Origin of the sequence: Dyella humi (assembly GCF_044904605.1) — a bacterium.
In the GTDB taxonomy this organism is placed as follows: Bacteria; Pseudomonadota; Gammaproteobacteria; order Xanthomonadales; family Rhodanobacteraceae; genus Dyella_B; species Dyella_B humi.
Map to the genome: position 1 here is coordinate 554,173 of NZ_JADIKI010000022.1, position 24,870 is coordinate 579,042.

General features: G+C 61.9%; 26 protein-coding genes. 10 read left to right on the forward strand and 16 right to left on the reverse strand.

Going from position 1 to position 24,870, the window contains the following annotated elements:
* Nucleotides 1-171 precede the first annotated feature (171 nt).
* The 5 genes from ISP18_RS07470 to ISP18_RS07490 form a co-directional block, all read right to left on the reverse strand.
* Complete coding sequence (locus tag ISP18_RS07470; protein WP_380008866.1) at nt 172-1,083, reverse strand: GNAT family N-acetyltransferase; 912 nt, start codon at nt 1,081-1,083, stop codon at nt 172-174.
* Nucleotides 1,084-1,190: 107 nt separating this feature from the next.
* Nucleotides 1,191-1,925 carry a 2OG-Fe dioxygenase family protein gene (locus tag ISP18_RS07475; protein WP_380008869.1) on the reverse strand — a complete coding sequence of 245 codons (735 nt, stop codon included), beginning with the start codon at nt 1,923-1,925 and terminating at the stop codon, nt 1,191-1,193.
* A 90-nt stretch (nt 1,926-2,015) separates the two neighbouring features.
* Nucleotides 2,016-2,381, reverse strand: coding sequence for an ExbD/TolR family protein (locus ISP18_RS07480; protein ID WP_380008872.1), 366 nt, complete (start codon nt 2,379-2,381; stop codon nt 2,016-2,018).
* 222 nt (nt 2,382-2,603) lie between these two features.
* Nucleotides 2,604-3,146, reverse strand: a complete 543-nt coding sequence (locus ISP18_RS07485; protein WP_380008874.1) for a Spy/CpxP family protein refolding chaperone — start codon at nt 3,144-3,146, stop codon at nt 2,604-2,606.
* A gap of 60 nt (nt 3,147-3,206) precedes the next feature.
* Nucleotides 3,207-3,566, reverse strand: a complete 360-nt coding sequence (locus ISP18_RS07490; RefSeq protein ID WP_380008877.1) for a hypothetical protein — start codon at nt 3,564-3,566, stop codon at nt 3,207-3,209.
* Between the two features lie 316 nt (nt 3,567-3,882).
* Here ISP18_RS07490 and ISP18_RS07495 point away from each other — a divergent pair, with 316 nt between their 5' ends.
* Complete coding sequence (locus tag ISP18_RS07495) at nt 3,883-4,359, forward strand: DUF3455 domain-containing protein (protein ID WP_380008881.1); 477 nt, start codon at nt 3,883-3,885, stop codon at nt 4,357-4,359.
* A gap of 2 nt (nt 4,360-4,361) precedes the next feature.
* Here the strand turns inward: ISP18_RS07495 and ISP18_RS07500 are convergent, their stop codons facing one another.
* On the reverse strand, nt 4,362-5,477 hold the full coding sequence (locus ISP18_RS07500) for a calcium:proton antiporter (protein ID WP_380008884.1): 1,116 nt from the start codon (nt 5,475-5,477) through the stop codon (nt 4,362-4,364).
* Between the two features lie 363 nt (nt 5,478-5,840).
* Between ISP18_RS07500 and ISP18_RS07505 the strand changes: the two genes are divergently transcribed.
* Nucleotides 5,841-6,548 carry a transposase gene (locus tag ISP18_RS07505; protein WP_380008887.1) on the forward strand — a complete coding sequence of 236 codons (708 nt, stop codon included), beginning with the start codon at nt 5,841-5,843 and terminating at the stop codon, nt 6,546-6,548.
* Between the two features lie 185 nt (nt 6,549-6,733).
* Here the strand turns inward: ISP18_RS07505 and ISP18_RS07510 are convergent, their stop codons facing one another.
* Together ISP18_RS07510 and ISP18_RS07515 are read right to left on the reverse strand one after the other, a co-directional pair.
* The gene (locus ISP18_RS07510) at nt 6,734-7,099 is read right to left on the reverse strand and encodes an ArsR/SmtB family transcription factor (RefSeq protein ID WP_380008890.1); all 366 of its coding nucleotides are present in this window, start codon (nt 7,097-7,099) and stop codon (nt 6,734-6,736) included.
* Complete coding sequence (locus ISP18_RS07515; RefSeq protein WP_380008893.1) at nt 7,083-7,544, reverse strand: SRPBCC family protein; 462 nt, start codon at nt 7,542-7,544, stop codon at nt 7,083-7,085. Before ISP18_RS07515 ends, ISP18_RS07510 begins: the two co-directional genes overlap by 17 nt.
* Before the next feature lie 183 nt (nt 7,545-7,727).
* Here ISP18_RS07515 and ISP18_RS07520 point away from each other — a divergent pair, with 183 nt between their 5' ends.
* From ISP18_RS07520 to ISP18_RS07530, 3 genes are read left to right on the forward strand one after another with little or no spacing between them, the layout of a single operon-like run.
* Complete coding sequence (locus tag ISP18_RS07520; protein ID WP_380008896.1) at nt 7,728-8,093, forward strand: YciI family protein; 366 nt, start codon at nt 7,728-7,730, stop codon at nt 8,091-8,093.
* Nucleotides 8,090-9,352, forward strand: a complete 1,263-nt coding sequence (locus tag ISP18_RS07525) for an RNA polymerase sigma factor (protein WP_380008899.1) — start codon at nt 8,090-8,092, stop codon at nt 9,350-9,352. The genes ISP18_RS07520 and ISP18_RS07525 overlap by 4 nt, the downstream gene beginning before the upstream one ends.
* A 44-nt stretch (nt 9,353-9,396) precedes the next feature.
* On the forward strand, nt 9,397-10,659 hold the full coding sequence (locus tag ISP18_RS07530; RefSeq protein WP_380008901.1) for an MFS transporter: 1,263 nt from the start codon (nt 9,397-9,399) through the stop codon (nt 10,657-10,659).
* Nucleotides 10,660-10,730: 71 nt separating this feature from the next.
* Here the strand turns inward: ISP18_RS07530 and ISP18_RS07535 are convergent, their stop codons facing one another.
* The gene (locus ISP18_RS07535; RefSeq protein ID WP_380008904.1) at nt 10,731-11,843 is read right to left on the reverse strand and encodes a YXWGXW repeat-containing protein; all 1,113 of its coding nucleotides are present in this window, start codon (nt 11,841-11,843) and stop codon (nt 10,731-10,733) included.
* Between the two features lie 342 nt (nt 11,844-12,185).
* Between ISP18_RS07535 and ISP18_RS07540 the strand changes: the two genes are divergently transcribed.
* Nucleotides 12,186-12,914 carry a 2OG-Fe(II) oxygenase gene (locus ISP18_RS07540; protein WP_380008907.1) on the forward strand — a complete coding sequence of 243 codons (729 nt, stop codon included), beginning with the start codon at nt 12,186-12,188 and terminating at the stop codon, nt 12,912-12,914.
* Nucleotides 12,915-12,977: 63 nt separating this feature from the next.
* On the opposite strand, the gene ISP18_RS07545 is transcribed toward ISP18_RS07540, so the two are convergent.
* Nucleotides 12,978-13,652 (reverse strand): restriction endonuclease, encoded by a 675-nt coding sequence (locus ISP18_RS07545; protein ID WP_380008910.1) that lies wholly within the window; start codon nt 13,650-13,652, stop codon nt 12,978-12,980.
* Nucleotides 13,653-14,010: 358 nt separating this feature from the next.
* Between ISP18_RS07545 and ISP18_RS07550 the strand changes: the two genes are divergently transcribed.
* Nucleotides 14,011-14,403: a hypothetical protein gene (locus ISP18_RS07550; RefSeq protein WP_380008913.1), complete on the forward strand. Its 393-nt coding sequence runs from the start codon at nt 14,011-14,013 to the stop codon at nt 14,401-14,403.
* Nucleotides 14,404-14,547: 144 nt separating this feature from the next.
* Nucleotides 14,548-14,922, forward strand: a complete 375-nt coding sequence (locus ISP18_RS07555) for a hypothetical protein (RefSeq protein ID WP_380008916.1) — start codon at nt 14,548-14,550, stop codon at nt 14,920-14,922.
* Between the two features lie 39 nt (nt 14,923-14,961).
* Here ISP18_RS07555 and ISP18_RS07560 read toward each other — a convergent pair whose 3' ends face one another.
* From ISP18_RS07560 to ISP18_RS07585, 6 genes are all read right to left on the reverse strand, one after another.
* Complete coding sequence (locus tag ISP18_RS07560) at nt 14,962-16,764, reverse strand: GGDEF domain-containing protein (RefSeq protein ID WP_380008919.1); 1,803 nt, start codon at nt 16,762-16,764, stop codon at nt 14,962-14,964.
* 6 nt (nt 16,765-16,770) lie between these two features.
* Nucleotides 16,771-18,414 (reverse strand): methyl-accepting chemotaxis protein, encoded by a 1,644-nt coding sequence (locus ISP18_RS07565; protein ID WP_380008922.1) that lies wholly within the window; start codon nt 18,412-18,414, stop codon nt 16,771-16,773.
* A gap of 138 nt (nt 18,415-18,552) precedes the next feature.
* Nucleotides 18,553-18,885, reverse strand: coding sequence for a type II toxin-antitoxin system HicB family antitoxin (locus ISP18_RS07570; protein WP_380008925.1), 333 nt, complete (start codon nt 18,883-18,885; stop codon nt 18,553-18,555).
* Nucleotides 18,882-19,136 (reverse strand): type II toxin-antitoxin system HicA family toxin, encoded by a 255-nt coding sequence (locus ISP18_RS07575; protein ID WP_380008928.1) that lies wholly within the window; start codon nt 19,134-19,136, stop codon nt 18,882-18,884. Before ISP18_RS07575 ends, ISP18_RS07570 begins: the two co-directional genes overlap by 4 nt.
* Before the next feature lie 72 nt (nt 19,137-19,208).
* Nucleotides 19,209-20,444, reverse strand: coding sequence for an MFS transporter (locus ISP18_RS07580; protein ID WP_380008931.1), 1,236 nt, complete (start codon nt 20,442-20,444; stop codon nt 19,209-19,211).
* Nucleotides 20,445-20,563: 119 nt separating this feature from the next.
* Nucleotides 20,564-21,061 (reverse strand): VOC family protein, encoded by a 498-nt coding sequence (locus tag ISP18_RS07585; protein WP_380008934.1) that lies wholly within the window; start codon nt 21,059-21,061, stop codon nt 20,564-20,566.
* 573 nt (nt 21,062-21,634) lie between these two features.
* Here ISP18_RS07585 and ISP18_RS07590 point away from each other — a divergent pair.
* Together ISP18_RS07590 and ISP18_RS07595 are read left to right on the forward strand one after the other, a co-directional pair.
* Complete coding sequence (locus ISP18_RS07590; RefSeq protein WP_380008938.1) at nt 21,635-23,005, forward strand: carbohydrate-binding protein; 1,371 nt, start codon at nt 21,635-21,637, stop codon at nt 23,003-23,005.
* A 248-nt stretch (nt 23,006-23,253) separates the two neighbouring features.
* Nucleotides 23,254-24,828: a carbohydrate-binding protein gene (locus ISP18_RS07595; protein ID WP_380008941.1), complete on the forward strand. Its 1,575-nt coding sequence runs from the start codon at nt 23,254-23,256 to the stop codon at nt 24,826-24,828.
* Nucleotides 24,829-24,870: the final 42 nt, after the last annotated feature.

Sequence of the window (24,870 nt, forward strand, 5' to 3'; positions counted from 1 at the left end):
GGCCTTGCCTCACCGTCATTCCGGCGAAGGCCGGAATCCAGTTTGAATACGTCGTGCGGAGCACACAAAACCAATTTGATGTTGTGTGCTCCGCACGCCATGCTTTGACTGGATTCCGGCCTTCGCCGGAATGACGACGGGGCAAGATGAGCGCAGGGAAAAAGCACGCCATCACGCGCCCAGATACTTGCGCATGAACAACGTCGCCTGTGGATTGTCGTTGTAGCGCTCGCACGGCTCGTAGCCACGCTTCTCATAAATCGCGATGGCTGCTTTCAGGTCGTCATAGCTGTCGAGATAGATCCACTCGATGCCCTGGCTGCGAGCGAATGCCTCCAGGGCGTCGAGCAGCAGATCGGCGATGTGATTGCCGCGCGCGGATGGCTTGACGTAGAGACGCTTACACTCGCTGGCGCGCGACACGGATGCCAGCTTGCGCAGCGCCACGCATCCCACCGCCTCATCACCCAGGTAGGCCAGCCACATGCCGGAGGCGGGCGCGTCGATGAGCTTCTGCACACTGCCCAGCTTGTCCCGTTGGACCACGTGTACCGCTTCGTAATACTCGTGAAGCAGGGCGAGCGCGGCGTCGTCGACCTTGCTCAGGCGAACGATGCGCACTGGTGGTTTGCGCTGGCCTTCGAGCAAGCTGCGGATGTTTGCCAGCGACGCCAGCAGCGCATCCCGATCGGCCGTGCTGAGTTTGCCGAGCAGATCGTGGATCTGCTCGGAGGACTGCTGATTGAGGCGCGCAACCGCTTTTTCTCCCGTCGCGGTGAGCACCAGCGGCTTTTCCCGCGCGTCGGTCTTGGATGCTACGCGGCGCAGCAGCTTGCGCCGGATCAGTCCCGCCAGCAGCCGGCTGAGATAACCCGCATCGAGCTCCAGCGTCTCCTGTAGCAGTGAGGCCGTCACCTTCGGATTGGCACTCACTTCGTAGAGGATGCGTGCTTCCGTGAGCGCAAACGCGCCGTCGAGATGCTTGCGGCGCAAAAGGCCCAGCTTGGCCGTGTAGAAGCGGTTGAACTCGCGCACTGCGAAAATCTGCTGCGCGATCGGCGGCTGGATGCTGCGGGTTTCCATGCGCCGGAGTCTAATTCCACATAGTTGCTTTTGGCAACTATTTGAGAGATGCGTGATTACAGGGAGGTCAAACCTCGCAATGAAGTGAACGCAAGATGCTTCGCGTGTCAGGCCTTGGCGCGAAACGTCACTACCAGCACGTCCCGATGCGCCGGCTCGGTGGGTTCCAGTGGCAGGACCGGCGTCACGCCGTGAAATACGCGCGGATCGTGGATCAGCGCCGCATCGAGCGGACGGGTGAGGGTGAAATCGCCCAACGGCTTGCCGTCCGGCGTGTGGATGGTAGTAGTGCCGCTGGCGATGTTGTGCCGATCGATCAGCAACACCAGCACGAAGTCCACGCCGTCGCGATGGTTGCCTTCGGGTGTGGGTTCACCGGCCGCGTCGGGGCTTGCTTCGATGCGGAACTGATGCGTCTCCACGTGCCAACGCGAAACCTCCGGCGCAAGCGCGCTGAAGAAATCGTTGCAGAACGCGAGGATGGTGCGCAGGCTCGCGCCGTTCGCCATGGCGGCCTCAACGGGTTCGAACCATCGTTCGATATCGCCCTGCAGGCGGTTGTATTGCAGCGTCTGGTAATGCGGCTGATGCGGCGCCAGTTCGACGTCACCGTGTGCCATGGCCGTGTAGGTAGCGTGGCGGCGGCGACGCAATCGCCCTGTGGCAGCCAGGTAGGGATCGGGGCCGAGCTGGTTCCAACTCGCGGCAAACGCGTTCCAGTCGGATAAATCGCCCGACGCTTGCAGTAGTGGCCGCATGACATCCGCGGTGACGAACGAGAAGCCGTCGCGCTTCAGGGCGTCGAACAGCGCGGAATCAGACGAAGCGATGCGGTTTTGCATCGGTGGATTATACGCCGGGGATGGCTCGCCTCTTCGCTGCCATTCCCACGTTTCGCGGGAATGGCAGCTTCGTACCATGTTGGCGACGTGTTAGCGCATACCGAGCATATCGATCTTGCCCAGCCCCTGTGCCTTCGCTTCGGCCAGCACCCGCGCTACCGCGTCGTAGGCCACGCCATCGGCGGCATCGATTTGCAGTGCGGGTTGTACGGCTTGCATCGCGGCGATGCTCAACTGCGTCTTCAACTGATCTTGGCTGATGGGCGCATCGTTCCAGTACATCGCACCATCCGTATGGATGGCCAGGTGGATGGATGTCGACTGTTCCACAACGGTCTTCGACGCTTGCGGCAGGTCCATCCTTGCTTTATGCGTGATGACCGGCGAGCTGATCATGAAGATGATCAAAAGCACCAGCAGAACGTCGACTAGCGGCGTCACGTTGATCTGAGCCATTACGTCACGAGATACACGAGCAGAGAAAGCCATATCTTCCTCCCAGGCAAGCGTGTTGATGTCGATGTGCGCCCGGCGGACTGCGGGGGAACCGGGCGGCTTCAGCTTAGCGCTGCGCTCGGCGGCGGCATAGGGCCGCACCAAATGCTCTTGGGAAACGGGAGAAGGCAAGCATGAAGGCCGGCGATCCGCCACCGGCCCCCATGTGTTTCAGGAGACCGATCAGGTACCCGACGCCGCAGCGGACGAGGATGCACTGGCCGGCTTGGCGGCCTTCTTGTGCTGCGCGCCATGGTGCGGCTTCATCGCCTTGTGCTGGAACAGCGCATCGGCGGTCTGCCGTTGCTCGGGCGACAGCGCCGAGTACACGTCGCTCCATGCAGACGACAGTTTCTGCATGTCCTCGGCATGCATCTGTGCCAGCTGCGCGTACGACTTCATCACCTCGTCGGCATTCATCGTCGACATTTTCTGGGCGCGCTGCTGGAAGGCTTCGGAAGCCCGGCGGGCGTTGTCGCGCATCACTTCGGTGTAGGCGTCCCACTGCTTGGATTGCGCGTCGGTGATCTGCAACTGCTCATGCATATCGGTGATCTGCTGCTCAACCATGTCCGCACGTTTTTCCGCGTGGGTTTTTGTCGCCGAGGGCGCAGCGGAAGAGGACGTTGACGAAGCGGGCGCGGTGCTCTGTGCAACGGCGCCGCCTGCCAACAGGGCGAGCGACAGCGCGAACGGTACGGCAGTCTTGCGAATGGCGTTTTTCATGACAGGAAGCTCCGATTCATGAGTGCGGATCGACGACGGCCTGGACAGCCAGCATAGGCATCAGTAGCCCTGCGGTGGCGGAGGTGGTGGCGGGGGATAGCCGTTCTCGTAATAGACCACGCCCGGTGGCGGCGGTGGTGCCTGCGTGTAGACCACCGCACCAGGTGGCGGTGCGGCTGGGCCGGCGGTGGAATTGGCGATCACAGCGCCGGCCACCACGCCCAGCAGCGCGCCGGCGATGAGCGCGCCACCATCGCCGCCGCCGCGGCGCGGTTCGGGTCGATAGCGTTGGGGAGGGGGCCGCCCGTGATAGCCATGACGGTATTGCGCCTGCGCCGGTAGCGCCGAGGCCGCCACCATGATGGCCAGCGAGGTAACAACCAGTTGCCGGTGCAACGGAATGCGAGAGGTGCGAGTCATCAACATACCCTCCTCACTATGCAACGTTTGCCGCATGCATCGGGCCAGTTTCGAATGCCTGCGAAATGGACATCATCGAGGCGGCAGTCATGACTAGCAGTTCTGGCACGTCATGGCGAAACCGCGGAGCGCAGTGTATGACAAATCCCGTGCAGGTTTATTCAAGGCACGCATGACGCAAAGGCTAAACAATCGCCGATTACCCTGGCGTTGCAACACGGAATCCGGGTCAGGCAGTTGACGCCCTTCGCCCCGACAGGCAGCCTGACGACCGGCTTCCACGCCGTTCTACAACCCGATCGATAGGGAGTACATCATGCGTACGCACTGGCTTTTCGCGCTGGCCGCCGTGGCTGGAACCATTCATGCACAGGGGCAGCCGGCGAAGCATCCTGCCATCGAAGCGTTCGCCAAGGGTGTGCAGATCTATACCTGCAAAGCCGCCAACGGCAGCTATGCATGGTCGTTGAAAGCGCCGGATGCCGTCCTCAGCGACGCCAAGGGTCAGCCCATCGGCAAGCATTTCGCCGGCCCCAGCTGGCAGGCCGCGGATGGCAGCGTCGTGGTGGGCGAGGCGCTGAACGTATCGCCAGCGCCTGACGCCGGCGCGGTTGCGTGGCTCGTTCTACATGCCAAGTCACATAGCGGCGACGGCGAGATGGCCAGCGTGCAGTACATCGTGCGCACGCGCACAGAGGGTGGCGTGGCGCCAGCCACAGGCTGCGACGCCGCACATGCGAGCGCCGAGGTGCGCGTACCCTACAGCGCGGTCTATCTGTTTTTCCGCGGATAGCCTCAGGGGCTGAACACCAGCAGCACGAACACAGCAAACAGCGAAAGATGCACCGCACCTTCCAGCATGGTGGTGCGCGAGCTGGAGAACGTCATGCCGCTCAACAGCAGCGTTGCCACCAGCATCACCATGCTCGAAGGCGGTAGCCCGAGCAGCACGGATTGACCGGTGTACAGGCTGATGGCGAGCACGGCGGGCACGGTAAGTCCCAGCGTAGAAGCCACCGAGCCAAGGCAAAGATTGATGGCGCGGGTCAGCCGGTCCGCACGTGCCGCGATCAGTGCGGAAATGCCCTCCGGCGCGAACACCAGCATGGCGATCACGATGCCGCCGAGCGCCTTGGGTGCGCCGGTGGCGGCGATGCCGTAATCGAGCAGCTTCGCCAGACTCTTGGAGAGAATCACGATCGGCAGGATGTGGAGCAGCAGTAGCCCGAAATGCCGCAGCAGTTTTGGCTTGTCGAGCGCTGCCGGGCGGTGGTGCGCCATCTCCCTGGGATCGATCGGCTGCGCATCCGGCGCGACGAAATGGCCACTATGCCGCCCGGTCTGTAGCCACAAGAACACGCCGTACAAGGCAATCGTGAGCAGCGAGAAGGCCAACGCCTGCGGCGGCGCCAGCGAGCCGTCGGGCGTGGAGGTGGTGAAGTTCGGCAGCACCAGCGCAATGATGGTCAGCGGAATAATCACCGACAGATAGGCCGACGCGCCTTTCAAGTTGTACGACTGCTCATAATGACGAAAGCCGCCCAGCAGCAGGCCGAGCCCCACCACGCCGTTGAGCACGATCATCAATACCGCGTACATGGTGTCGCGCGCGAGCGTGGTATTGCCGGCCGAGCTGAGCATCATGGCCGAGATCAGCACCACTTCGATCACTACGATAGATAGCGTCAGCACCAGGGTGCCGAGCGGCTCACCCAGCATCTCCGCCAGGGTTTCAGCCTCGTGCACCACGCCGAAGGCCACCCATACGATGACAAGGAACAACCACGCGAACAGCGTGAGCAGGATGGCAGAGCTGCCAGTGCCGCCGATCCACTGAGCGCCGAAGATCAGGAAAAGCGCGACTGTCAGCCAGCCGAGCAGGGGGCGCGCCATCGTCAGTGTTTTATGCATGTTTGCCTCGATCAGGTTCTTCCGTGTTGATCGGGGATATTACTGAGTGATGGCTGAGCATGCTCGAGACCCTTGTTGCACCTGTCCCCGTTATTTCGATCCGTCCCCGTTACGGACTGTGTGCGCACCGGCACATTGCAACGCCTTCATCACAGATTTTATACCGTCACGCGAGATAGGCTTGCTGTGCAAGCTTCGTGATAAGTCGTTCCAGGATGCTACGGAACGAGCGGCTATACCGATTTCAATCCACGCAGATTCGCAGCAGAAAGCGCGACGTTGGGCGTGAAACGGTCTGGAATCAACAGGGCATCATCTTCAATAAATCGACCGCACCACGCATCGCCGCATGGAGGCTACACGATGCCACGATTGCCACGGTTCGATCTTGCGTATGTTCCTCAGCACGTCATCCAGCGCGGCCATGACGGCAACGCGTGTTTCCTCGCGCCGGCCGACTATCGCTGCTATCTCATGCAACTGCTGCACGCCAGTCGCCGCTGGAATTGCGCCGTGCACGCCTATGTGCTGATGCCCAATCACGTGCATCTGCTGGTGACGCCGTCGCGCGTGAGTGCTCTGGCAAGCATGATGCAGGCCATCGGCCGCAACTACGTGAGTTACTTCAACACCATGTATCGGCGCTCGGGCACGCTGTGGGAAGGGCGCTACAAATCCTGCCTGATCGGCGCCGACTATGTGCTGACCTGCCAGCGTTACATCGAACTGAATCCGGTGCGTACGGGTTTGATCGGTGAGCCGTCTTCTTATCCGTGGTCGAGCTACGGCTGCAATGCACTAGGCGCTGTCGACCTCGTGATCGTTCCGCATATGGAATACGCCGCGCTGGGCAATTATCCGGAACAGCGCATGCGGGCGTATCGGCAATTATTCACGGTGGATATCGAGCCGAATGTGCTGCTGGAGATCCGTTCGTATATCCAGCAGCAACGCGCGCTTGGTTCGCCCATGTTTCAGACGTGGGTGGAGTCCACGCTTGGCCGGTATGCAAGGGTACGGCCTGCGCATCGGCCGCGAAGGGAGGTTGATGTGATTGAGCGTGGTGCCTAGATTGCAGTGCATCGCAGTACTGTTTGATCTTGTCCAGTCGTCATTCCGGCGAAGGCCGGAATCCAGTTTCAATACGTTGTGCGAAGCACTCAAAAACGGTTTTGTGTCCTTCGGACGCGTATTTAGACTGGATTCCGGCCTTCGCCGGAATGACGCCCCGCTTTGGACCACCCTTTTGGTGGCCATTATTTTTCCAGCGCCGCCTTCAACCGCCCCAACGCCTGATCCCACTGCGCCGCAATCGCATCCAGCGAGCGCTGCGCTTCCTCCAGTCGCGTAGGTTCGAACTCCCACAGGCGCTCGCGCCCCTGGCGGATATCGCGTACCAGGCCGGCATCGGCGAGCACCTGCAAATGCTTGGTAACAGCCTGCCGCGTGATGTCGGTGTCGCTGGTGAGCTGGGCGATGGATAGTGCACCGCCGGTGCAGAGCAGGGCGATCAGGCGCAGACGCGTTTCGTCGCCCAGCGCTGCGAAAATCGGCACGGCCTTGCGCAGCCATGGATATTTCGCGTTAGCGCCGCGCACGGAAGGGTTAGTGCGTGGCGACATAGGCATCGATGTTTTTCATCTGCGTGTCCCAGCCGCCGCTGTTCATGCGGAAGGCTTCTGCGCGGCGATGCGCCGGAATCTGGTCGAACCCCGATTCCACCAGGCGCAGCAGCGTGCCTTCGGCGGTTTCTTCCAGTTCGAACTGCACCAGCGTGGCGGGCTCGTTCGAGTAATCCACGTCGGGATCGATGGCGTAAGGATGCCAGCGGAACGACAGCAGGCGTTCGGGTTCGATGCGTTCCACCATGACGTTCCACACCAGATGTTCGTAGCCTGGATAGGTGATATTTCCTTCGCAGGGTTCGCCGGCCACGAAGCGCTTGCCCTTCAATGCAACGCCGAACCAGTCGCCGAAGGATTCGGCGTCCGCCAGTGCGCGCCACACTTTGGAACGCGGTGCCTTGATGTGGATCTGTCGTTCAATGCGATCAGTCGATGTGTTCATGGGCAACCTCCTGGTTGCATATTAGCCACCTTCGGCTTCTCGCGCAACCATTAGGTTGCATTTGTTGCGGCTGCGGGCGGACTGGCTATGCTCGTTGGTGCGGATGTCCGATTCGCGTTGGCTCGTGCGTCATCGAAGTGGGCGGCGCATGCCGCCTGTCTCGCACACTCACGGAGAATCCCGATGCAATACCTACTGATGCTCTATTCCGACCAAAGCGCCTGGGGCCGCATGTCGAGTTCCGATCAGGAGCGCGGCGTGGCCGCCTACCGAGCCTACACGCAGGCTCTGAAAGAAGCCGGCGTATGGGTGGGCTCCAACCGGTTGCAAGACACGGAGACAGCCACCACCGTGCGCCTGGTCGACGGCAAGTCGCAGGTGCTGGATGGCCCTTACGTGGATTCCAAGGAACAGCTTGGCGGCTACTATCTGATCGAAGCGTCGGATCTCGACGCGGCGCTCGGTTGGGCCTCGCGCTGTCCCGGCGCAAGCCACGGCACCATCGAAGTGCGACCGGTGTGGCCGGTGCCCGGAAGCACCTCGGCGTGAGCGAGTACGCAGCCGCGCAAGTAACTGCAAGCGCGGTAGCGCGCCACAGCTACGGCAAGCTGCTCGCCTATCTCGCCGCCGACATGCGCGACGTGTCGGCGGCCGAGGATGCACTCGCCGAAGCCTTTGCCACTGCATTGGCGGATTGGCCGGTGCACGGCTGTCCCGACAACCCAGAGTCCTGGCTGATGACGGTGGCACGCCGCAAAGGCATCGATGGCGCACGGCGCCGTCGCAGTGGCGAGGCAGCTGCAGTGCAACTGCAAGCGATCGCGGACATGCAGGCCGAATGCGTGGAGTCGGCCGAGGAGGAGACCTTTCCCGATCGCCGTCTCGCCTTGTTATTCGCCTGCGCGCATCCGGCCATTGACGTGAACATCCGCGCGCCATTAATGCTGCAGACCGTGCTCGGCCTGGATGCGAAAACCATTGCGTCGGCGTTTCTGGTTTCACCCGAGGCGATGTGCAAACGGCTAGGGCGTGCGAAGCAGAAGATCCGCGAGGCCGGTATTCCCTTCGCCATTCCCGAACGCGATGCGTGGAGCGAACGGCTCGATGGCGTGCTCACCGCCGTCTATGCCGCCTATGCGGAAGGCTGGAGCGATCCGGACGATGCCGACCTGCTTCGTCGCGATCTAGCCGACGAAGCCATGTTCCTCGCGCGCCTGCTTACGGAACTGCTGCCGGAGGAGCCGGAAACACTCGGTCTGCTCGCCGGCATGCTGTATGCGCAGGCGCGCCGACGTGCGCGGCGCAGCGAGCAAGGTGAATACGTGCCGCTGGCTGCGCAAGACACGCGCTTGTGGGATGCCGGCATGATCGACGAAGCCGAAACACTGTTGTGGCGTGCGGGCCGTTTTGGCCGTATAGGCCGCTACCAGGTCGAAGCGGCGCTGCAGTCGGCGCATGTCGAACGTCGTCGTACCGGCCGCACCGACTGGACACCGGAAGTGCAGCTATACGATGCATTGCATGCCTTGACTGGCTCGCCCGTCGTTGCGCTCAATCGCGCGCTGGCGATTGCGGAACGCGACGGGCCGCATGCTGCATTAGTCATCATCGATGCTTTGTCAGCGGATAAGCGATTGGCGAACTATCAGCCTTATTGGGCCGCGCGCGCCGATTTGCTCGCGCGCATCGGCGAACGCGAGCAGGCCCACTACGCTTACGAAATGGCCATTGGCTTCACGCGCGATGCGGCCGCGCGCCGTTTCCTGCAGGTGCGGCAGGCAGCCGTCATATCTGCGAAGCACGGGTAGATATCTGGCAGAATCGGGCCTTCGCTCCCCCCAGGACGCTCGACATGCGTGATGCTGTATCTACTCCGGCCAACTCGCCAGGCCGGGTTTTGTTCGCCAGCCTGATCGGCACCACCATCGAGTTCTTCGATTTTTACATCTACGCCACCGCGGCGGTGCTGGTATTCCCCAAGCTATTCTTCCCGACGGGCGATGCAGCGACGGCAACGCTGCAATCGTTCGCCACGTTCGCGTTGGCGTTCATCGCGCGGCCGATCGGTTCGGCTTTGTTCGGACACTTTGGTGACCGCATCGGCCGTAAGGCGACACTGGTGGCGGCGTTACTCACCATGGGCATTTCGACGGTGCTGATCGGCATGCTGCCTACGTACGCGCAGATCGGCCTGGTGGCGCCCGCGTTGCTGGCGTTGTGCCGCCTTGGGCAGGGCTTGGGGCTGGGCGGCGAATGGGGCGGCGCGGTGCTGCTGGCGATCGAAAACGCGCCGCCGGGCAAGCGCGCGTGGTACGGCATGTTTCCGCAACTTGGCGCACCACTCGGCTTTCTGGCGGCAACCAGTCTGTTTCTGTGGCTGACGGAGAAGATGGGCGACGCGACATTCTTCGCATGGGGATGGCGCGTGCCGTTCCTGGCCAGCTCGGTGCTGGTGCTGATCGGCCTGTGGATGCGCTTGCGTCTTACTGAAACGCCTGCGTTTGCGCGCGCCATGGCGCAGCACGAACGAGTGAAGGTGCCGATGTTCAACGTGTTCGCGCAGCATCCGCGCGCATTGATTGCCGGCACGTTTGCGGCTCTGGCCACCTTTGTCATCTTCTACCTGATGACGGTATTTGCGCTGAGCTGGGCCACCGCCAAGCTGGGCTATTCGCGCGAAGCGTTCCTGATCGTGCAGATGGTGGGCGTGCTGTTCTTCGCCTTGCTCATTCCATTCTCGGCATGGCTGGCCGATCGCCGCGGCGGCCGCTTCACGATGATACTTGCCACCGTGCTGATCTTTGCATTCGGCATTGCCTACGCGCCGTTGTTCGCGCAGAGCGGCCTGCTGTTCATGGTGGTGGGCATGTGTGTGGTCGGTATCACCTATGGGCCGCTCGGCACCGTGCTGGCGCAGATGTTTCCCACCGCCGTGCGCTATACGGGCGCGTCGCTGGCGTTCAATCTGGCCGGAATCTTCGGTGCCTCGCTGGCGCCGTATCTGGCAACCTGGCTGGCCAAGACCTATGGTTTGGCGTACGTAGGCTATTACCTCTCGGCTGCTGCCGTGCTGACCTTGCTGGCCTTGCTGTTCAAACCGCGCGAAGCGATGTAGCGAAAACAAGTTCACGCAATAAAAAAAGCCCTGGCAAGCGCGAGCTGCCAGGGCTTTGTGTTTGGCGAACCTCAACCGCCCGGCGGATGCTGTTCGTCGCGCTTTTCGTTTTCATGGGCCGGCGGGTGCGGCTTTTCGGCGGGATGCGCAGCAGGCGCGGGGTGAGGCGCTACCGGATGTGCCTGCGGCGGTGGTGGGGCGCCGTGGAAAGCCGGCTCACGCGGCGCGGCTGGACGCGGCTGTTCCGGTGCCATCTCGCGTCGGACGGGTGCTTCACGAGGCATGGGTGCTTCATGCGGTGCAGGCGCCGCTTCGGGACGGGGCTCGTGCGGTGCGAAACCCGCAGAGCGCACGTCGCGGTTTTCGGCCGGCTGTGGATGCGGACCAGGTTGAGGCCCTTCTGCAGCGTGTGCGGGTGCGCCGCGCGCCGCGACAACACCCGCACCGGTAAAGGCAGCCGGCCTTGCCGTGGCGGCGATCGATGGGGCGCCGTGATTGACCGTTGCGCGCATCTCCGGATTCTGGCGCGCCATGGCGATATGTTCCTGCTGTGCGGCTACCGGTGGCGTGTGATGCGCATGCTCGTAGGTCATTTCTTGTGGCGTGGGCTGCGCACGCACGCCATCGTTGCCGCCGTTATAGCTCACGCGATTGACCGTAACGTTGTTTATGACGGTCTTGTTGTACACGTTGGTGATGTGCACGTTGCTGATGTTGTTGACCGACCGGTTGTAATAGAAGCCGCCCCGATCCCAGTGGCCGCCTTCGTAACCTCGGCCGGTGTAGCCGTAGCCGTAATTGATACCGCCGTAGAAGCCTACCTGGGGTCCCCAGTAACCTTCGTGGAAGACGTACACGCCATCGCTCCAGCCCCAATAGCCGGGCGTCCACAAGGCGCCGGTATAGGGCGCAAGCACCCAGGTGCCGGGCACCCAGTAGTACTCGGCGCCATCCCACGCCCAGTAGCCTGGTGCCCAGATATAGCCGTCACCGGGAATCACTGGCTGCTCGTAGACCGGCAGCGCCGGTGGCGCCGAATTCACGGTGATGGAAACGCCGATGGAAACTTGCGCTTGCGCCGGCATGGCGGCGAATGCAAACGCCGCGGCGGAAAGTACCGATGCACTCAGCGCCAGGGCGCCGCAGCGCGTCGCGGCCTTCCGCATCAGAGCCTGGTGTTTCATGGATATCCCTCGTTTGATGAATTCGTGTGGCAAACGTAGCGTATGTCATGCGACGGGAAACTGAGCGCGACACCGTCGCGTTCTCGTTCAATTAAGCGGGAATACACAAATCAACGCAGCGTTGACATGCAAACACCTGTACCGTCTGCGCAATCCGTCAGATAAATCGCGCATGAAAGCGAAAACGGCACTTACGGCGCTTTCGCAAGGCTTACGCCGCGCGAAAACCTTGCGTGAAAACCATCTGGCGGCTGTGTGACGCGGCATGATGCGCAATAAACGGAGTGCCGCAAACGCATGCATGTCATAGCGTGGCGGCTTTATGACATGCTGCGGAAACCTATGAAGAGAGTGCATGACGAAACCGCGCAGCCGTTGCTACGCAACAGCATCGACTGGCAGAAGTTCGCCGATGATCTGGGCCGTTACGGCGCGGCAAGCCTGCCGGGACTGCTACACGCGGACGAATGCCGCTCACTGGCTGCGCTCTACGCGAACGATCGCCATTTCAGAAGCCGCGTAGTGATGGCTCGGCATGGTTTCGGCAGCGGCGAATACAAGTATTTCGCCTATCCGCTGCCGGCGCTCATCCAGGAATTTCGCACGGCTTTCTATCCACCGCTGGCCGACATCGCCAATCGTTGGAATCAGGCCATGGATATCGCTGTGCGTTATCCGAAAACGCACGCGGAATATCTCGAGCGCTGCCACGCGGCTGGACAGTTGCGTCCCACACCCTTGCTGCTGCAATACGGTGCTGGCGATTACAACTGCCTGCATCAGGATCTCTATGGTGAGCATGTGTTTCCACTGCAAATGGCGATCCTGCTGTCGCAACCCGGCGAGGATTTCACCGGCGGCGAATTCGTGTTGACCGAACAGCGTCCGCGCATGCAGTCGCGCGCGGAAGTGGTGCCGCTAAAGCAGGGCGATGCGGTGGTCTTCGCTGTCCATCACCGACCGGTGCAGGGCGCGCGAGGTGTGTATCGAGTGATGATGCGGCACGGGGTGAGTCGGGTTCGCGAGGGGCATCGGCATACGATGGGCATCATTTTTCATGATGCTTTGTGACGATGTGACCTGCATGAAGGCGCTTATCAAAAGAAAGCCGCGCATCGCGCGGCTTTCTGCATATCAAGTCCGCGCTGCCGTCCGCGCCCGATGATGCATCGGCGGCGGGGAAGTTGGCGCCCGGAACGGCACCACGCTCGCATCGATCGGCAACTGCGCGTCGCTGAGCATCGCCAGCAGCGTTTCGCCGTAGATCAGTTCGAAGGGTTTGCCGGCCACGAATTTCCACGCGTCGTCGGTGTAGTCGCCGCAGGCAACGAGCTTCACGGCGGAAGCGTGGTGGAATTTCATGAGGTTATGCATCTCGCGCACGTCTTTCACCTCGACGTTGCGATGTTGCCAATGCCGGCATTGCACCAGGGTGGTAATGCCATGCTTGTGCAGGATGAGGTCAAGTCCATCGTCGGCGTCGGCACCTCCGACGCGTTCAACGACATAACCGCGAAAACGGAACGCCTGCGCCACGCGTTCCTCGAACGGGCGCCAATGCAGCCTGCACAGCTCGGTCAATTCATCGCGAACGACCAGGCGGCGCATGCGCTTGCGATAACCCAGGCAACAGGCGAAGGCGCAACCCCAGCAGACGATCAGCACCATCCAGAGCAGCACCATGTAGACCGCGCTATGCGTGCCGAGCCCATAGTGAAGGCCCACATAGACGCTCAAGCCGAGCAATATGCCGGCTGGCCAGTGCACCCGAACGAGACGTTCGATGCGATGTGTTCCGTGCTTCGCCATCAACTCCCCCGAGCTGTGAACGCTGCTTCCGAACCGCGAATTGACCTTAGCGCGGACGATGCAGGAGATCAGCGTGCAGCGCGGCATTCAGCCGCAGCGCTGTTCCGCCGCATTGCGAGGCATCGAGAGAGGAGTGGTTTTGTGCAGTGCGGCGAGCTTTTGGAGGCCAGTGATAGGTGAAAGGACGACAAGATGACCTTTACATGCCTACATGCCGAAGAATTTGCTCGGACCGATGAAGAAGAAGTAGCTGAAGCCTCGAAAGGAAAACATCACAACATCTACACCATATTTTCACGCTCCACGTGCAACACGGAGCCATAGCCTCACCCTTCGCCTCATTCGGAAACATGTCGCCATGAGCCGCAGAGCACACACCCAGGCCACCCCTGTCCGCGTCGACTGGGACGATCCGAAGCTGGTGTCGCTGCTACAGCGGAGCGAGCAGTGGAGCATCGACAACCGCGGCGGCTTTTCGCCCCAGGACGTGGAGGTCTACTTCGGCTGGAGTGGCTCGGTGGGCAAGACGGCCACGCTGGTGTGGGAACGCGATAACGCGATCGTGCTGGAAACGACCTTTCCGATCGGCCAGGGCGAGCAGATACGCGTGGACAAGCACCTGGGCGATCGCATTCGCACGCTGTGGGGCGTCGTGGTGGATGGGCGCGAGGGCATCCGTGAAGAGGATCGCCGCAGAGGCGTTCACGTCTACTGGCTGCAGGTGCTGAACAGCCCTGCCGAGTCGTTCTAAAGAAACGCTGCCTAAAGAAACGCTGCGCGAAGCCGATAAAAGGCTTTAAGCGCGCCAGTCATTCACAAGCGCGCCCGCTTTGCCGGTTTTGGCAATGCGGGCCGAAGGCTGTGCCCGCGCCGCCTGCTGGAACCATAGAGCTGCATGAGCCATTTCAAGCCCACGTCCAAGGTATCGAACCATCAGGTGGACTGGAACGATCCCCACCTGGAAGCGCTTCTGCGCAAGACCGAGGACTGGAAACTCGACAACCGCGGCGCATTTCCTTCCCAAGCAGTGCACGTGCACATCGGCTGGGGCGCCAGCTCGCCGCGCAAGGCGATCCTGGTATGGGAAAGCGAGCGCGTGATGGTGCTGGAAACGCACTACCTGATTCCGCAGGGAGAACATGTGCGCGTAGATCGTATCCAGGGCGGCGCCATGCGTACCGTGTGGGCGGTGGTAGCGGAAGGGCGCGAAGGGTTTCGGGACGAGGACAAGCAGAACGGGGTTTACGTGCATTGGTTGCATGTAGGGTGACGGGTTTCCACCTGAGCCTGAGAAGCACTACCGCGCTTTTTACCTTCCCGCCTCGACCTGCATCGGCCACGACGATTCGCCCGCAAGCAGATAGAACCCCACCTGCGCCCGTTTGGCATGGCGCTTCGCGCGTGCCGCCAATGTGGCGAGGGTTTCCGGATGGCCGGGGAAGGGCGGGAGGACGCGCACCGCGCCGATCGCCACCGTGGTGAGCGGAAAGAACTGCGCATTGCCGTGCCGGTCTTCGCCGGCGATACCGTGGCGGGCGATGTCCTCATCGGCGAACAAACCACGCGCGCGCTGGTTGAACAGTTCCACCATGTGGCGGCAGCGCGCTTCCCAATCCTCGCTCTGCAATACCAGCAGGAAATCGTCGCCGCCGATATGGCCGACGAAATCGCAGCGCGGATTCACCTGTGCGGTAAGAATGCCGGCCAGCAGCCGGATCATCTCATCGCCGCGGAAGTAGCCGTACTGATCGTTGAACGGCTTGAAGTGATTGAGATCCACGTAGGCCACAGTGAACGGCAACTCGGCGCGCAGCAGTCGCGCCACGTGCTCGGTCACCGGAATATTGCCGGGCAGGAAAGTGAGCGGATTGGCGTAGCGCGCCGCTTCGATGCGCAGTTCGGTCACGCGCCGCACCAGCGATTCGCCGGTGCCGAGGCCCAGGTACTGCCCTTCGCGGGTAACCACGAAACCGTCGCTGAGATAGCGCTGATCCTGTCCGCGCAGAATGTCCGCCATGCTTTCCAGTGATTGGCGCACGTCGCACAGCAGCGGCCCTTCGTGCATGAACGCGGTGCAGCTTTTGCGTCCGTAAAGTTCGCGCGTGTAGGGCTGAGCCATGCGCTCGCTGAATACGCGCCGGTTGATCAGGCCGATCGGGCGGACTTCTTCCACCACCGCCAACGCATGCAGCTCGGGCATCTGCGAGAAAAGCGCGATCACGTCGTTGTTGGTGTGGTGCGCGGTCAAGGCCGGCGCTTCGATCACCAGGTGACCCAGATGCATCGGCCGCTGCGTAACCGGCCCGCGTGGACGCGGCAACACGGCGATGACGTTGCCATCCAGCGCGGCGCGCACGCTATCGTCGATCTTATCGATCGTTTGCGATAGTGGACGGCCGAGCAGGAACCCTTGGGCGAACGGAATGCCCAGTTCGCGCAGCATGCGCAGATCGTCGATCTCTTCTACGCCTTCGCCCACCAGATCGGCGCCTAGCGTTTCCGCCACCTGGCACAGCGCACGCACGATGGCGAGGCGCTCGGCGCTCTTGGCCAACCCATGAATCAGATAACGATCGATTTTCACGACCTCGGGATGGATCTCGTTCCACATCTCGAAGTTGGAATGGCCGTTGCCGAAATCGTCCAGCGCGAAGCGCACGCCATGGGCGCGCAGATAACCCAGCGCGTGCGCGAGGCGTGCGGGTTCTTCGACGATGTCGCGCTCGGTGAGTTCGATGGTGATGCGGCTCAGATCCATGCCGCCGGCGCCGAGCGCGGCCAGCAAGTCGTCGGGCTTGATCGATTCCTGCATGAACGCCTGCGCGCTCAGATTCACCAACAATCGCCCGCGCGTGTTTTGCGCGGCGAACGCACCGCACACGGTGCGCGCAGCGGTGAGTTCGAATTCGCCCAGGCGACCTTCGGCGCGCGCCAGGTTCAACAGCTCCGGCGTGCTGATGTTGCCGAGCTGTTCGGTGGAACGGGCCAGTCCTTCATGTGCAACCACGTCCATCGTGTCCAGCCGGATCAGCGGCTGAAACACCGCGGTCAAACCGCTTTGTGCGCGGTCGAGCAGCGAGGTGAAGCGGGCGGGGTCGCGTAGAAAAACCATGAGTGGTCAGGCGGCCTCGTCCCATTCGCGTTCGAACGGCGCTTCGGCATGCGCGGCTTTGTCGTTGATGACGGGTACGCTTTCCGCGTTTTCCTCGATGTGGAAGAAGTCCATTTGTTGCAACAGCGCTTCGGCGCTGCTCCGCATGGCGAAGCTCATGCCGGCGGTGCGCTCGACCAGTGCGGCGTTTTCTTGTGTGGCGGCGTCCATGCCGGTGATGGCGAGGTTCACTTGATCGATGCCGGTCTTCTGCTCGCGGCTGGACCAGGCCATGCCGGCCACTTTTTCGGAAACCTGTGCTGCGCTCGCAACGATGCTGGCCAGTGCTTCGCCGGAGCGTTGCGCGAAGCGGCGGCCATCCTGCACGGCATCGGCGCTTTCCTCCATCGACTGCTTTACCTCGCGCGCCGCCACCGAGCAGCGCTGCGCAAGCTGTCTCACTTCCGACGCCACCACGGCAAAACCGCGGCCGTGTTCGCCAGCACGGGCGGCTTCGACCGCGGCGTTCAGCGCGAGCAGATTGGTCTGGAAGGCGACTTCGTTGATCAGGCCGACGAACTCGGCGATGCGCTGTCCGGAGCGTTCGATCGCATCCATTGACGTGACCGTATTGCCGACGACGTGCTGTCCTTGCTCAGCGAGCCGGCGCGATGCCGCAGCAACCTGGTTCGCTTGATCGGCCATGGCGGCGGCTTCGGCAACGTTGGCCGCCATCTGTTCCATGGACGCGGAACTCTGTTCCAGGCTGGCTGCCTGGGATTGCGTGCGCCGGCTCAGAGCCAGCGTGTTCTGTTCCAGCCGCTGCGCATCCTCGCGTACGTTAGCCGCGCCCAGGCGAACCTTGCGCACTACCTCCGCAAGCTGATCGTCCATGGTGGCGAGCGCATGCAGCAGTTCGCCGATTTCATCATCGCGACCCACGTTCACTGGCTGGCCCAGTTCGCCGCGCGCGATGCGTTGGGCAACGCCGGAAGCAAGGCGAAGCCGCGCGCCAAGCGCGCGAATCAGAATGCCGTCGCTGAACGCAGCCAGCAGCAAGGCAACCAAGAAAGCGGCAAGCACCACGAACAAGCCTCGTCGGTTCGCGACGTGCTGGTTTTGTGCCTGGTCCTTGCCTGCGCTCAGGGCGTTTTCGAACAAGTTGGTGAAGTCGCTTTGCAATGGCACCAACGCAGGTTGTACGTCGGTGGCGAGCTTGAGCTGCGCGATGTCGAATTGCCCCGCTTGCAGCAGCGTGAGCGTGTCATCCATAGCCTGCTCGGCATCCTGGCGGTGCTGCGCGGCGAGCGTGAGCAGCGTCTTCTGTTGCGTGCCGAGTCCGCTCTGCAGCAGCGGCTGCCAGTAACGATCGATGTCCACCTTGTTGCTCTTGAGCGCGTTGGCAGCATCACTGGCGGCAGAGGGCAGACGCATCAGCACCGCATGCGAGAGCGCCTGGAAGTCGTTGTCGAAATCGCTCTGGATGCGGCCGACGTCGGAGATCGGCGCCAGCGTATCGCCGACGACGGACTGGATGCGCTGGTCCGCCTTGGTCAGGGCCATCGCGCACAACACGGCAATGGCGATCAGCAGTATGAGAACGCCGGCAAGGCGAAGTAACAGCAGCCGGCGGAGCGTGATACGAAACAGGCCAGAGGGGAGTCGAAGCATGGTGCACCTGGGGGAGGGGATGCCTACTTGTCGGCGGATGCTGCTTCGACTTGAGCTGGGGAAATGCTAAAAAGTATTATATTTCAAGTATTTGACAGTCGTGTTGCGACTTGGCGCCAGCAACACTTGCCAGGCTGTTCAGGCCGCTACCTCGTGTTCGATCGCCCGCTCGATAAATTGATTGAGGCTGATTCCTTCAGCCGCCGCCTTTTCCACGGCAAGCGCATGCAGTTCGGGACTGATCCTGGCGTTGAACTTGCCTGAGAAGTGGCGATAAGGCTCGAGGCCGTGTTCCTTGCACGTATCGAGAAAGACTTGCAGCGATTTAGCTCCCTCAACTTTGAGGGTGCCGATGTCGCGGGCGTAGAAATCGGCGCCTCCGTTCAAGCCGACGAATTCGCCGCGCAACACGTCGGTGTCCTCATCGTAAGAGATGACGGCACGATGGCCTGCGATGGTGAGAATGTTCATGGCTTGACTCCGTTGGCTTCGAGCCACTTGCGAATACTGGCGACTGCGCCTTTATCCGTGTCCGGTGATGGGTGAGGGCGGTGGTAGACCTGAACTTGGCCGAACAAAATCACGGCTACGCGAGAGCCTTCTCTTTCAATGATCGTTGCACCTAGCTCAACAAGTAGCGCCTCAATATCCCGCCACTGGATGCCGCCCGACGTGGGTCGGGTGAAGATAGCTTCGAGCGTCTTGGCGTATTTGCGCTTCATGGAATATGGTACTAAAAAATAGTACCGTATCAAGGCGCCTTCCGGGTGTCATCCGGCGAAAGGGTGCACGGGTTATCCGCTTGTGGCGCTCGCATGCGCCAGCGCTTTCTCCCTCGTCGCCTGCGCATGCAACACCAGCGCAAGCACCACGGACGCCATGGCGGCCAGTGCGGCAAATCCGTAGATCGCGTTGTAGCCCATGCCGCCGGCTACCCATCCGCCGAGCGGGCCGGTCAGTGCCATCGCCACGTCCATGAACACCGAATACACGCCGAGCGCGGAGCCGCTGCTATGCGCCGGCACGCGATGTACCGCTTCCACGCCGAGCGCGGGAAATACCAACGAAAAACCAAATCCCGCGATGGCCGCGCCGACACCGGCCATGGTGGCGGTGCTGGCGAGGCACAGAATGATCAAGCCGATCGCTTCCACCGACAGCGAGGCCATCGCTACGCGATAGCCGCCGAGTTTGGGAATGGTACGCGCGAAGACGAAGCGCACGCCCACGAACACGGTGCCGAAGACGGTAAGCGCAAGCGCCGCGTCGTCCCAGCCGTGCGAGGCATAGAACAGCGTGATGAACGTGGCGATGCAGCCGAAGCCGATCGAGCCGAGCGCCAGCCCGATGCCGTAGGGCACCACGCGCGCCGCTACTGTGCGGAACGGCGAGCGTTCGCCCGGCGAAACCATGGTTGCGCGCTTCAATCGCGCCAGCGGAAGCGCGACAAGCGGCAGCAACAAGGTGGCCACGCCGATGGCACCGAAGCCGAAGCGATGATCGATCAGCACGCCCAGCGGCGCGCCCGCGGCCAGCGCGCCATAGGTCGCCACGCCGTTCCATGAGATCACGCGCGCGGTGTGGCGATGTCCGACCTGGCCCATGCCCCAGGTGATGGCGCCGGTGCCAACGCAGCTTTCCGCGCAACCCAATGCCAGGCGCGCGATGAAGATCAGACCCAGGCTGAGCCAAGGCAGGCTGCCGGCCAGCGCCGCGATCAACAGCAGCGCGCCGCTGACTGCGCACATCGTCAGGCCCGTCATCACCGTGCGCTTGGGGCCTTTCGCATCGGCCATGCGTCCGGCATGCGGGCGGCTGATCAACGTGGCCACGTATTGCATGCTGATCGCCAGGCCCGCGAGCATCGCGCCGAAGCCAAGGTTGGTGTGCACGAAGCCGGGCAGCACGGCCAGCGACAAGCCGATGGTCAGGTAGGCGATGAAGGTGAAGGCGACCGTGCTGAGGATCGGTAGCAATACGCCGGACTGCCGATCTTCGGCAGCCGCGATGGAATGGGAAGCATCGGCCATGAGGGAATCTGACGGAGGAGAAAGCCGTATTGCCCGTCATTATAGGTCGTCATGGTGCATTGCGGCATGCCCATAATGGCTCGACGTTTGCCTGATGCGCCGAAGCCTCCCGTGATTTTCTAAGCAGCGGCCTTCTGCAGCGCGTCCAGCTCCAGCTTCTTCATCGTCAGCACGGCCTGCATCACGCGCTGAGCTTTCGTTGGATCGCCGGAAGTAAGCAGTTCGATCAACTGCACCGGCACCACTTGCCAGGACAGCCCGAAGCGGTCTTGCAGCCATCCGCATTGCTGCACGGCGGGATCGCCGCCGTTCGACAGCGCGTTCCAATAGTGATCCACCTCGTCCTGCGTGCGGCAGTTCACTACTAGCGAGATGGCGGGGTTGAACGCGAACACGGGTCCGCCGTTGAGCGCGGTGAAAGCCTGACCGTCCAGTTCGAACGCCACGGTCATCACCGAGTCGGCGGGGCGGCGAGCGGCCTTGGCGGTTTCGCCGTCATAGCGGGTGATGGCATGGATGCGGGAGTTGTCGAATACCGACGCGTAGTAGTTGGCGGCTTCCTCGGCTTCTTCGTTGAACCACAGGAAGGGCGTGATGCGCTGGAAGCGGTTGCTCATGGCGTATGTCTCCGGCGTGGGGGAAGGGGGTTTTACCGGTACGACGAGCACAGCGTTGGGAAATCGACAGCATCCCGGAGAAATGACTCGCGTTTTTGGATCGAACGAAAGGCGCGGACGGCTGGCTATCGTTGTCAGACATGTCATGTCATGCAGCCTTGTTCGCGCTCTGCTTTTTGCCGCCGCGGTTTTTGTTACGCGGCGGCTCGCCCATGAGATATCGGCCATGGTCGTATGTTTGCGTGCACTGCGAGTGTGCTGCGTTGCAGCGATAAAAACCTGCGTTTCCAGCGCTTTACGCGCTAATGGCGTGCATGCAATGTGAATGCACGCAACGTAGACATGACATTTTTTCCTTTGCGATGTGAATCACGTTCTAGCGTGGGCAAATCGGCCAAATGGACTAGACAACGTTGTCACAGGAGCCAATACTCCCGCCACTTTGCAAGCTCATGACACGCGGTATCGCGCATGGATGCGGATGGCGACTGTCCCCCACGACTGTTCGGAATGCGGTCGTGAAATCGCCGACGACCTTTTCATCCGTTGCGGTTCATCAGTCTGGAGACAGTCATGCAAGTGAAGAAATCGAAGTGGTCCACCTTTACGGCAAGCGCATTGAGCACCGCGGTAGGTGCTGCGCTTTCCACCACCGTGCTTACGGTGGCGCCAGTACAAGTCGTGCACGCGCAAAGCACCTGCGCGACGCCGTGGAGCTCCACGGCCATCTATACCGCCGGCAACACCGCCAGCGAGAACGGCACCAACTACAAAGCGAACTGGTGGACCCAGGGCAACGACCCGGCAACCAACAACGGCGGACCGGGCAGCGGCCAGCCGTGGACGTCGCAAGGTTCATGTACGTCGACGCCCACACCGACGCCGACGCCAACTCCCACACCAACGCCTACCCCGACTCCTACCCCGACTCCTACCCCGACTCCTACCCCGACTCCTACCCCGACTCCTACCCCGACACCAACGCCTGCACCGAGCGGCTTTGTGTTCAGTCCCTACAAGGACATCACGGTCAACCTCAACTGGAATACCAACACGATGCAGACGGCGGCGTCAGGCAGCGTGCTTCCTGTAGTCGGCAGTGGCAGTTTCTATTCCACCAAGGAACCGAATCTGCCCGCGATTACGCTGGCCTTCGCTACGGGTACTTGCGGCAGTGAAAGCTGGGGCGGCGTGACGGCTTCGGGTTTCATTTCCGGCAACATCAGTGCACTCAATAGTGCCGGCCTCAATTACATCGTGTCGACCGGGGGTCAGGCTGGCGTGTTTACGTGCGGCTCGGCTTCGGCGTTCGAGAGCTTCATCGCCAGCTATTACACCTCGCACATGCTCGGTGTGGATTTCGACATCGAAGGCGGTCAGTCGCAGGCGGACATCCAGCAACTCGTGGCCGATGTCGCCGCTGCGCAATCGCAGTATCCGAACCTGCGCTTCTCGTTTACGCTGGCCACGTTGGGCGCATCGGACGGCAGCTACGGCGGCGTAAATCAGCTCGGCCAGTGGGTGGTGCAAGCGATTCAGGCATCCAGCCCGGCGCTGAAAAACTACACCGTCAACCTGATGACGATGGACTACGGCGGAGCGAGTGCCGCCAATTGTGTAGTGGTAAGCGGCGTGTGCGAGATGGGGCAGTCGGCGATCCAGGCAGTGACCAACCTGGAGCACAGCTACGGCATTCCGGCCAGCCACATCGAGTTGACGCCGATGATCGGCCAGAACGATTCGCAAGGTGAGATCACCACGCTGGCCGACATCGACACCATCACCAACTACGCCACAGGGCACAGTCTGGCTGGTGTGCACTTCTGGTCGCTGGATCGTGATACGCCATGCGCGGCGGGCTCGGCATCGGCCACCTGCAATTCGTATCCGAGTGTGGGGGCGCTCGGCTACACCAACGAGATTCTGAAGGATCTCGGTAAATAAGACTTACAAGCAGGGACGCAGGGGAAAGCCCGTGGCGGTTCGGCAGCGTGCCGAACCGCCACGGACGTCATAGCGTGGCATGCGGATTGGCGGGAAACGCGGCGCGCGGCATGCGTCGCAAACCACTACATGCAGTAACAGTGCGTGGATGCATGACGGCGTTCGTCACTCTGGCTGTTCGCAATGCGGTCATGCATTGCCGATGTTTTTCACCTGTTGCGGTTCAATCCAACTCTGGAGACAGTCCCATGCAAGTGAAGAGATCAACGAAGTGGTCCACCCTGACACTCAGCTCGTTGAGCACCGCGATATTCGCGGCGCTTTCCACCACGGCGCTTACGGTGGCGCCTGTGCAGACCGTGCATGCGCAATCCACTTGCGCCGCGGCGTGGGTATCAACGAACGTTTATGTAGCCGGCAACCAAGCCAGCGAGAACGGCACCAATTACGTGGCGAACTATTGGACGCAGGACAACGATCCGGCGACCAACAACGGCGGTGCCGGCAGCGGCAAACCCTGGACGTCGCAAGGCGCTTGCGGCGGTTCGCCGACGCCCACTCCTACACCGACGCCGACGGGATGCGATCCGGCCTGGAACAGTTCGACCGCCTACAACGGCGGCGCGCTGGTCAGCGAGAACGAGGTCAATTACAAGGCGAATTTCTGGACGCAGGGCAATGACCCGGCCACCAATAACGGTGCAGCCGGCAGTGGTGCGCCGTGGACATCACTGGGTGCGTGCAGCGGCTCGCCGACGCCCACGCCTACTCCGACGCCAACACCCACTCCAACGCCAACTCCAACTCCAACACCCACCCCGACGCCGACACCTACGCCCACTCCCACGCCGACACCCAGCGGCTTCGTGTTCAGTCCCTACAAGGACATGAGCATCAACATGAACTGGAACACCTACGCCATGTCGACGGCGGTGACCGGTACGCTGATTCCGGTCGTGGGCAGTGGAAGCCTTTACTCCACGCAGGTGCCGAATCTACCGGCGATAACGCTCGCCTTCGCTACCGGCGAGTGTGGCAGTGAAAGCTGGGCCGGCGTGACACCGTCGCAATTCATCTCGGCCAACATCACGCCAGGCGCCGCCAATTCGCTCGCCAGCGCGGGCCTGAATTACATCGTCTCCACCGGCGGCCAGGCGGGCGTGTTCACGTGCGGCTCGGCCTCGGCGTTCGAGAGCTTCATTGCCAAGTACAACACCGCGCAGATGATCGGCGTGGACTTCGATATCGAAGGTGGTCAATCACAGGCGGAAATCCAGCAACTCGTGGCCGATGTGGCAGCCGCACAATCGCAGTATCCGAACATGCGGTTCTCCTTCACGCTGGCTACGTTGGGGGCCTCGGACGGTAGCTACGGCGGCATCAATCAGCTTGGCCAATGGGTGGTGCAGGCCATTCAGGCATCTAGCCCAGCGCTGAAGAACTACACCGTCGATCTGATGGTGATGGACTACGGCAGCGCGAGTGCCTCCAACTGCGTGGTGGTGAACGGCGTGTGCGAGATGGGGCAGTCGGCGATCCAGGCAGTGACCAACCTGGAGCACAGCTACGGCATTCCGGCCAGCCACATCGAGCTGACGCCGATGATCGGCCAGAACGACACCGGAGGCGAAATCACCACGCTTGCCGACATCGACACCATCACCAATTACGCCACGGCGAACGGCTTGGCCGGCGTGCACTTCTGGTCGCTGGATCGCGACACGCCGTGCGCGGCGGGCTCGGCATCGGCCACGTGCAACTCGTATCCAAGTGCTGGCGTGCTGGCCTTCACCAAGGAGATCCTGAAGGACATTGGTAAGTAGCGAACAAGATGTACCGAGTGGAGCAGGGGAAACTGTTGCGGA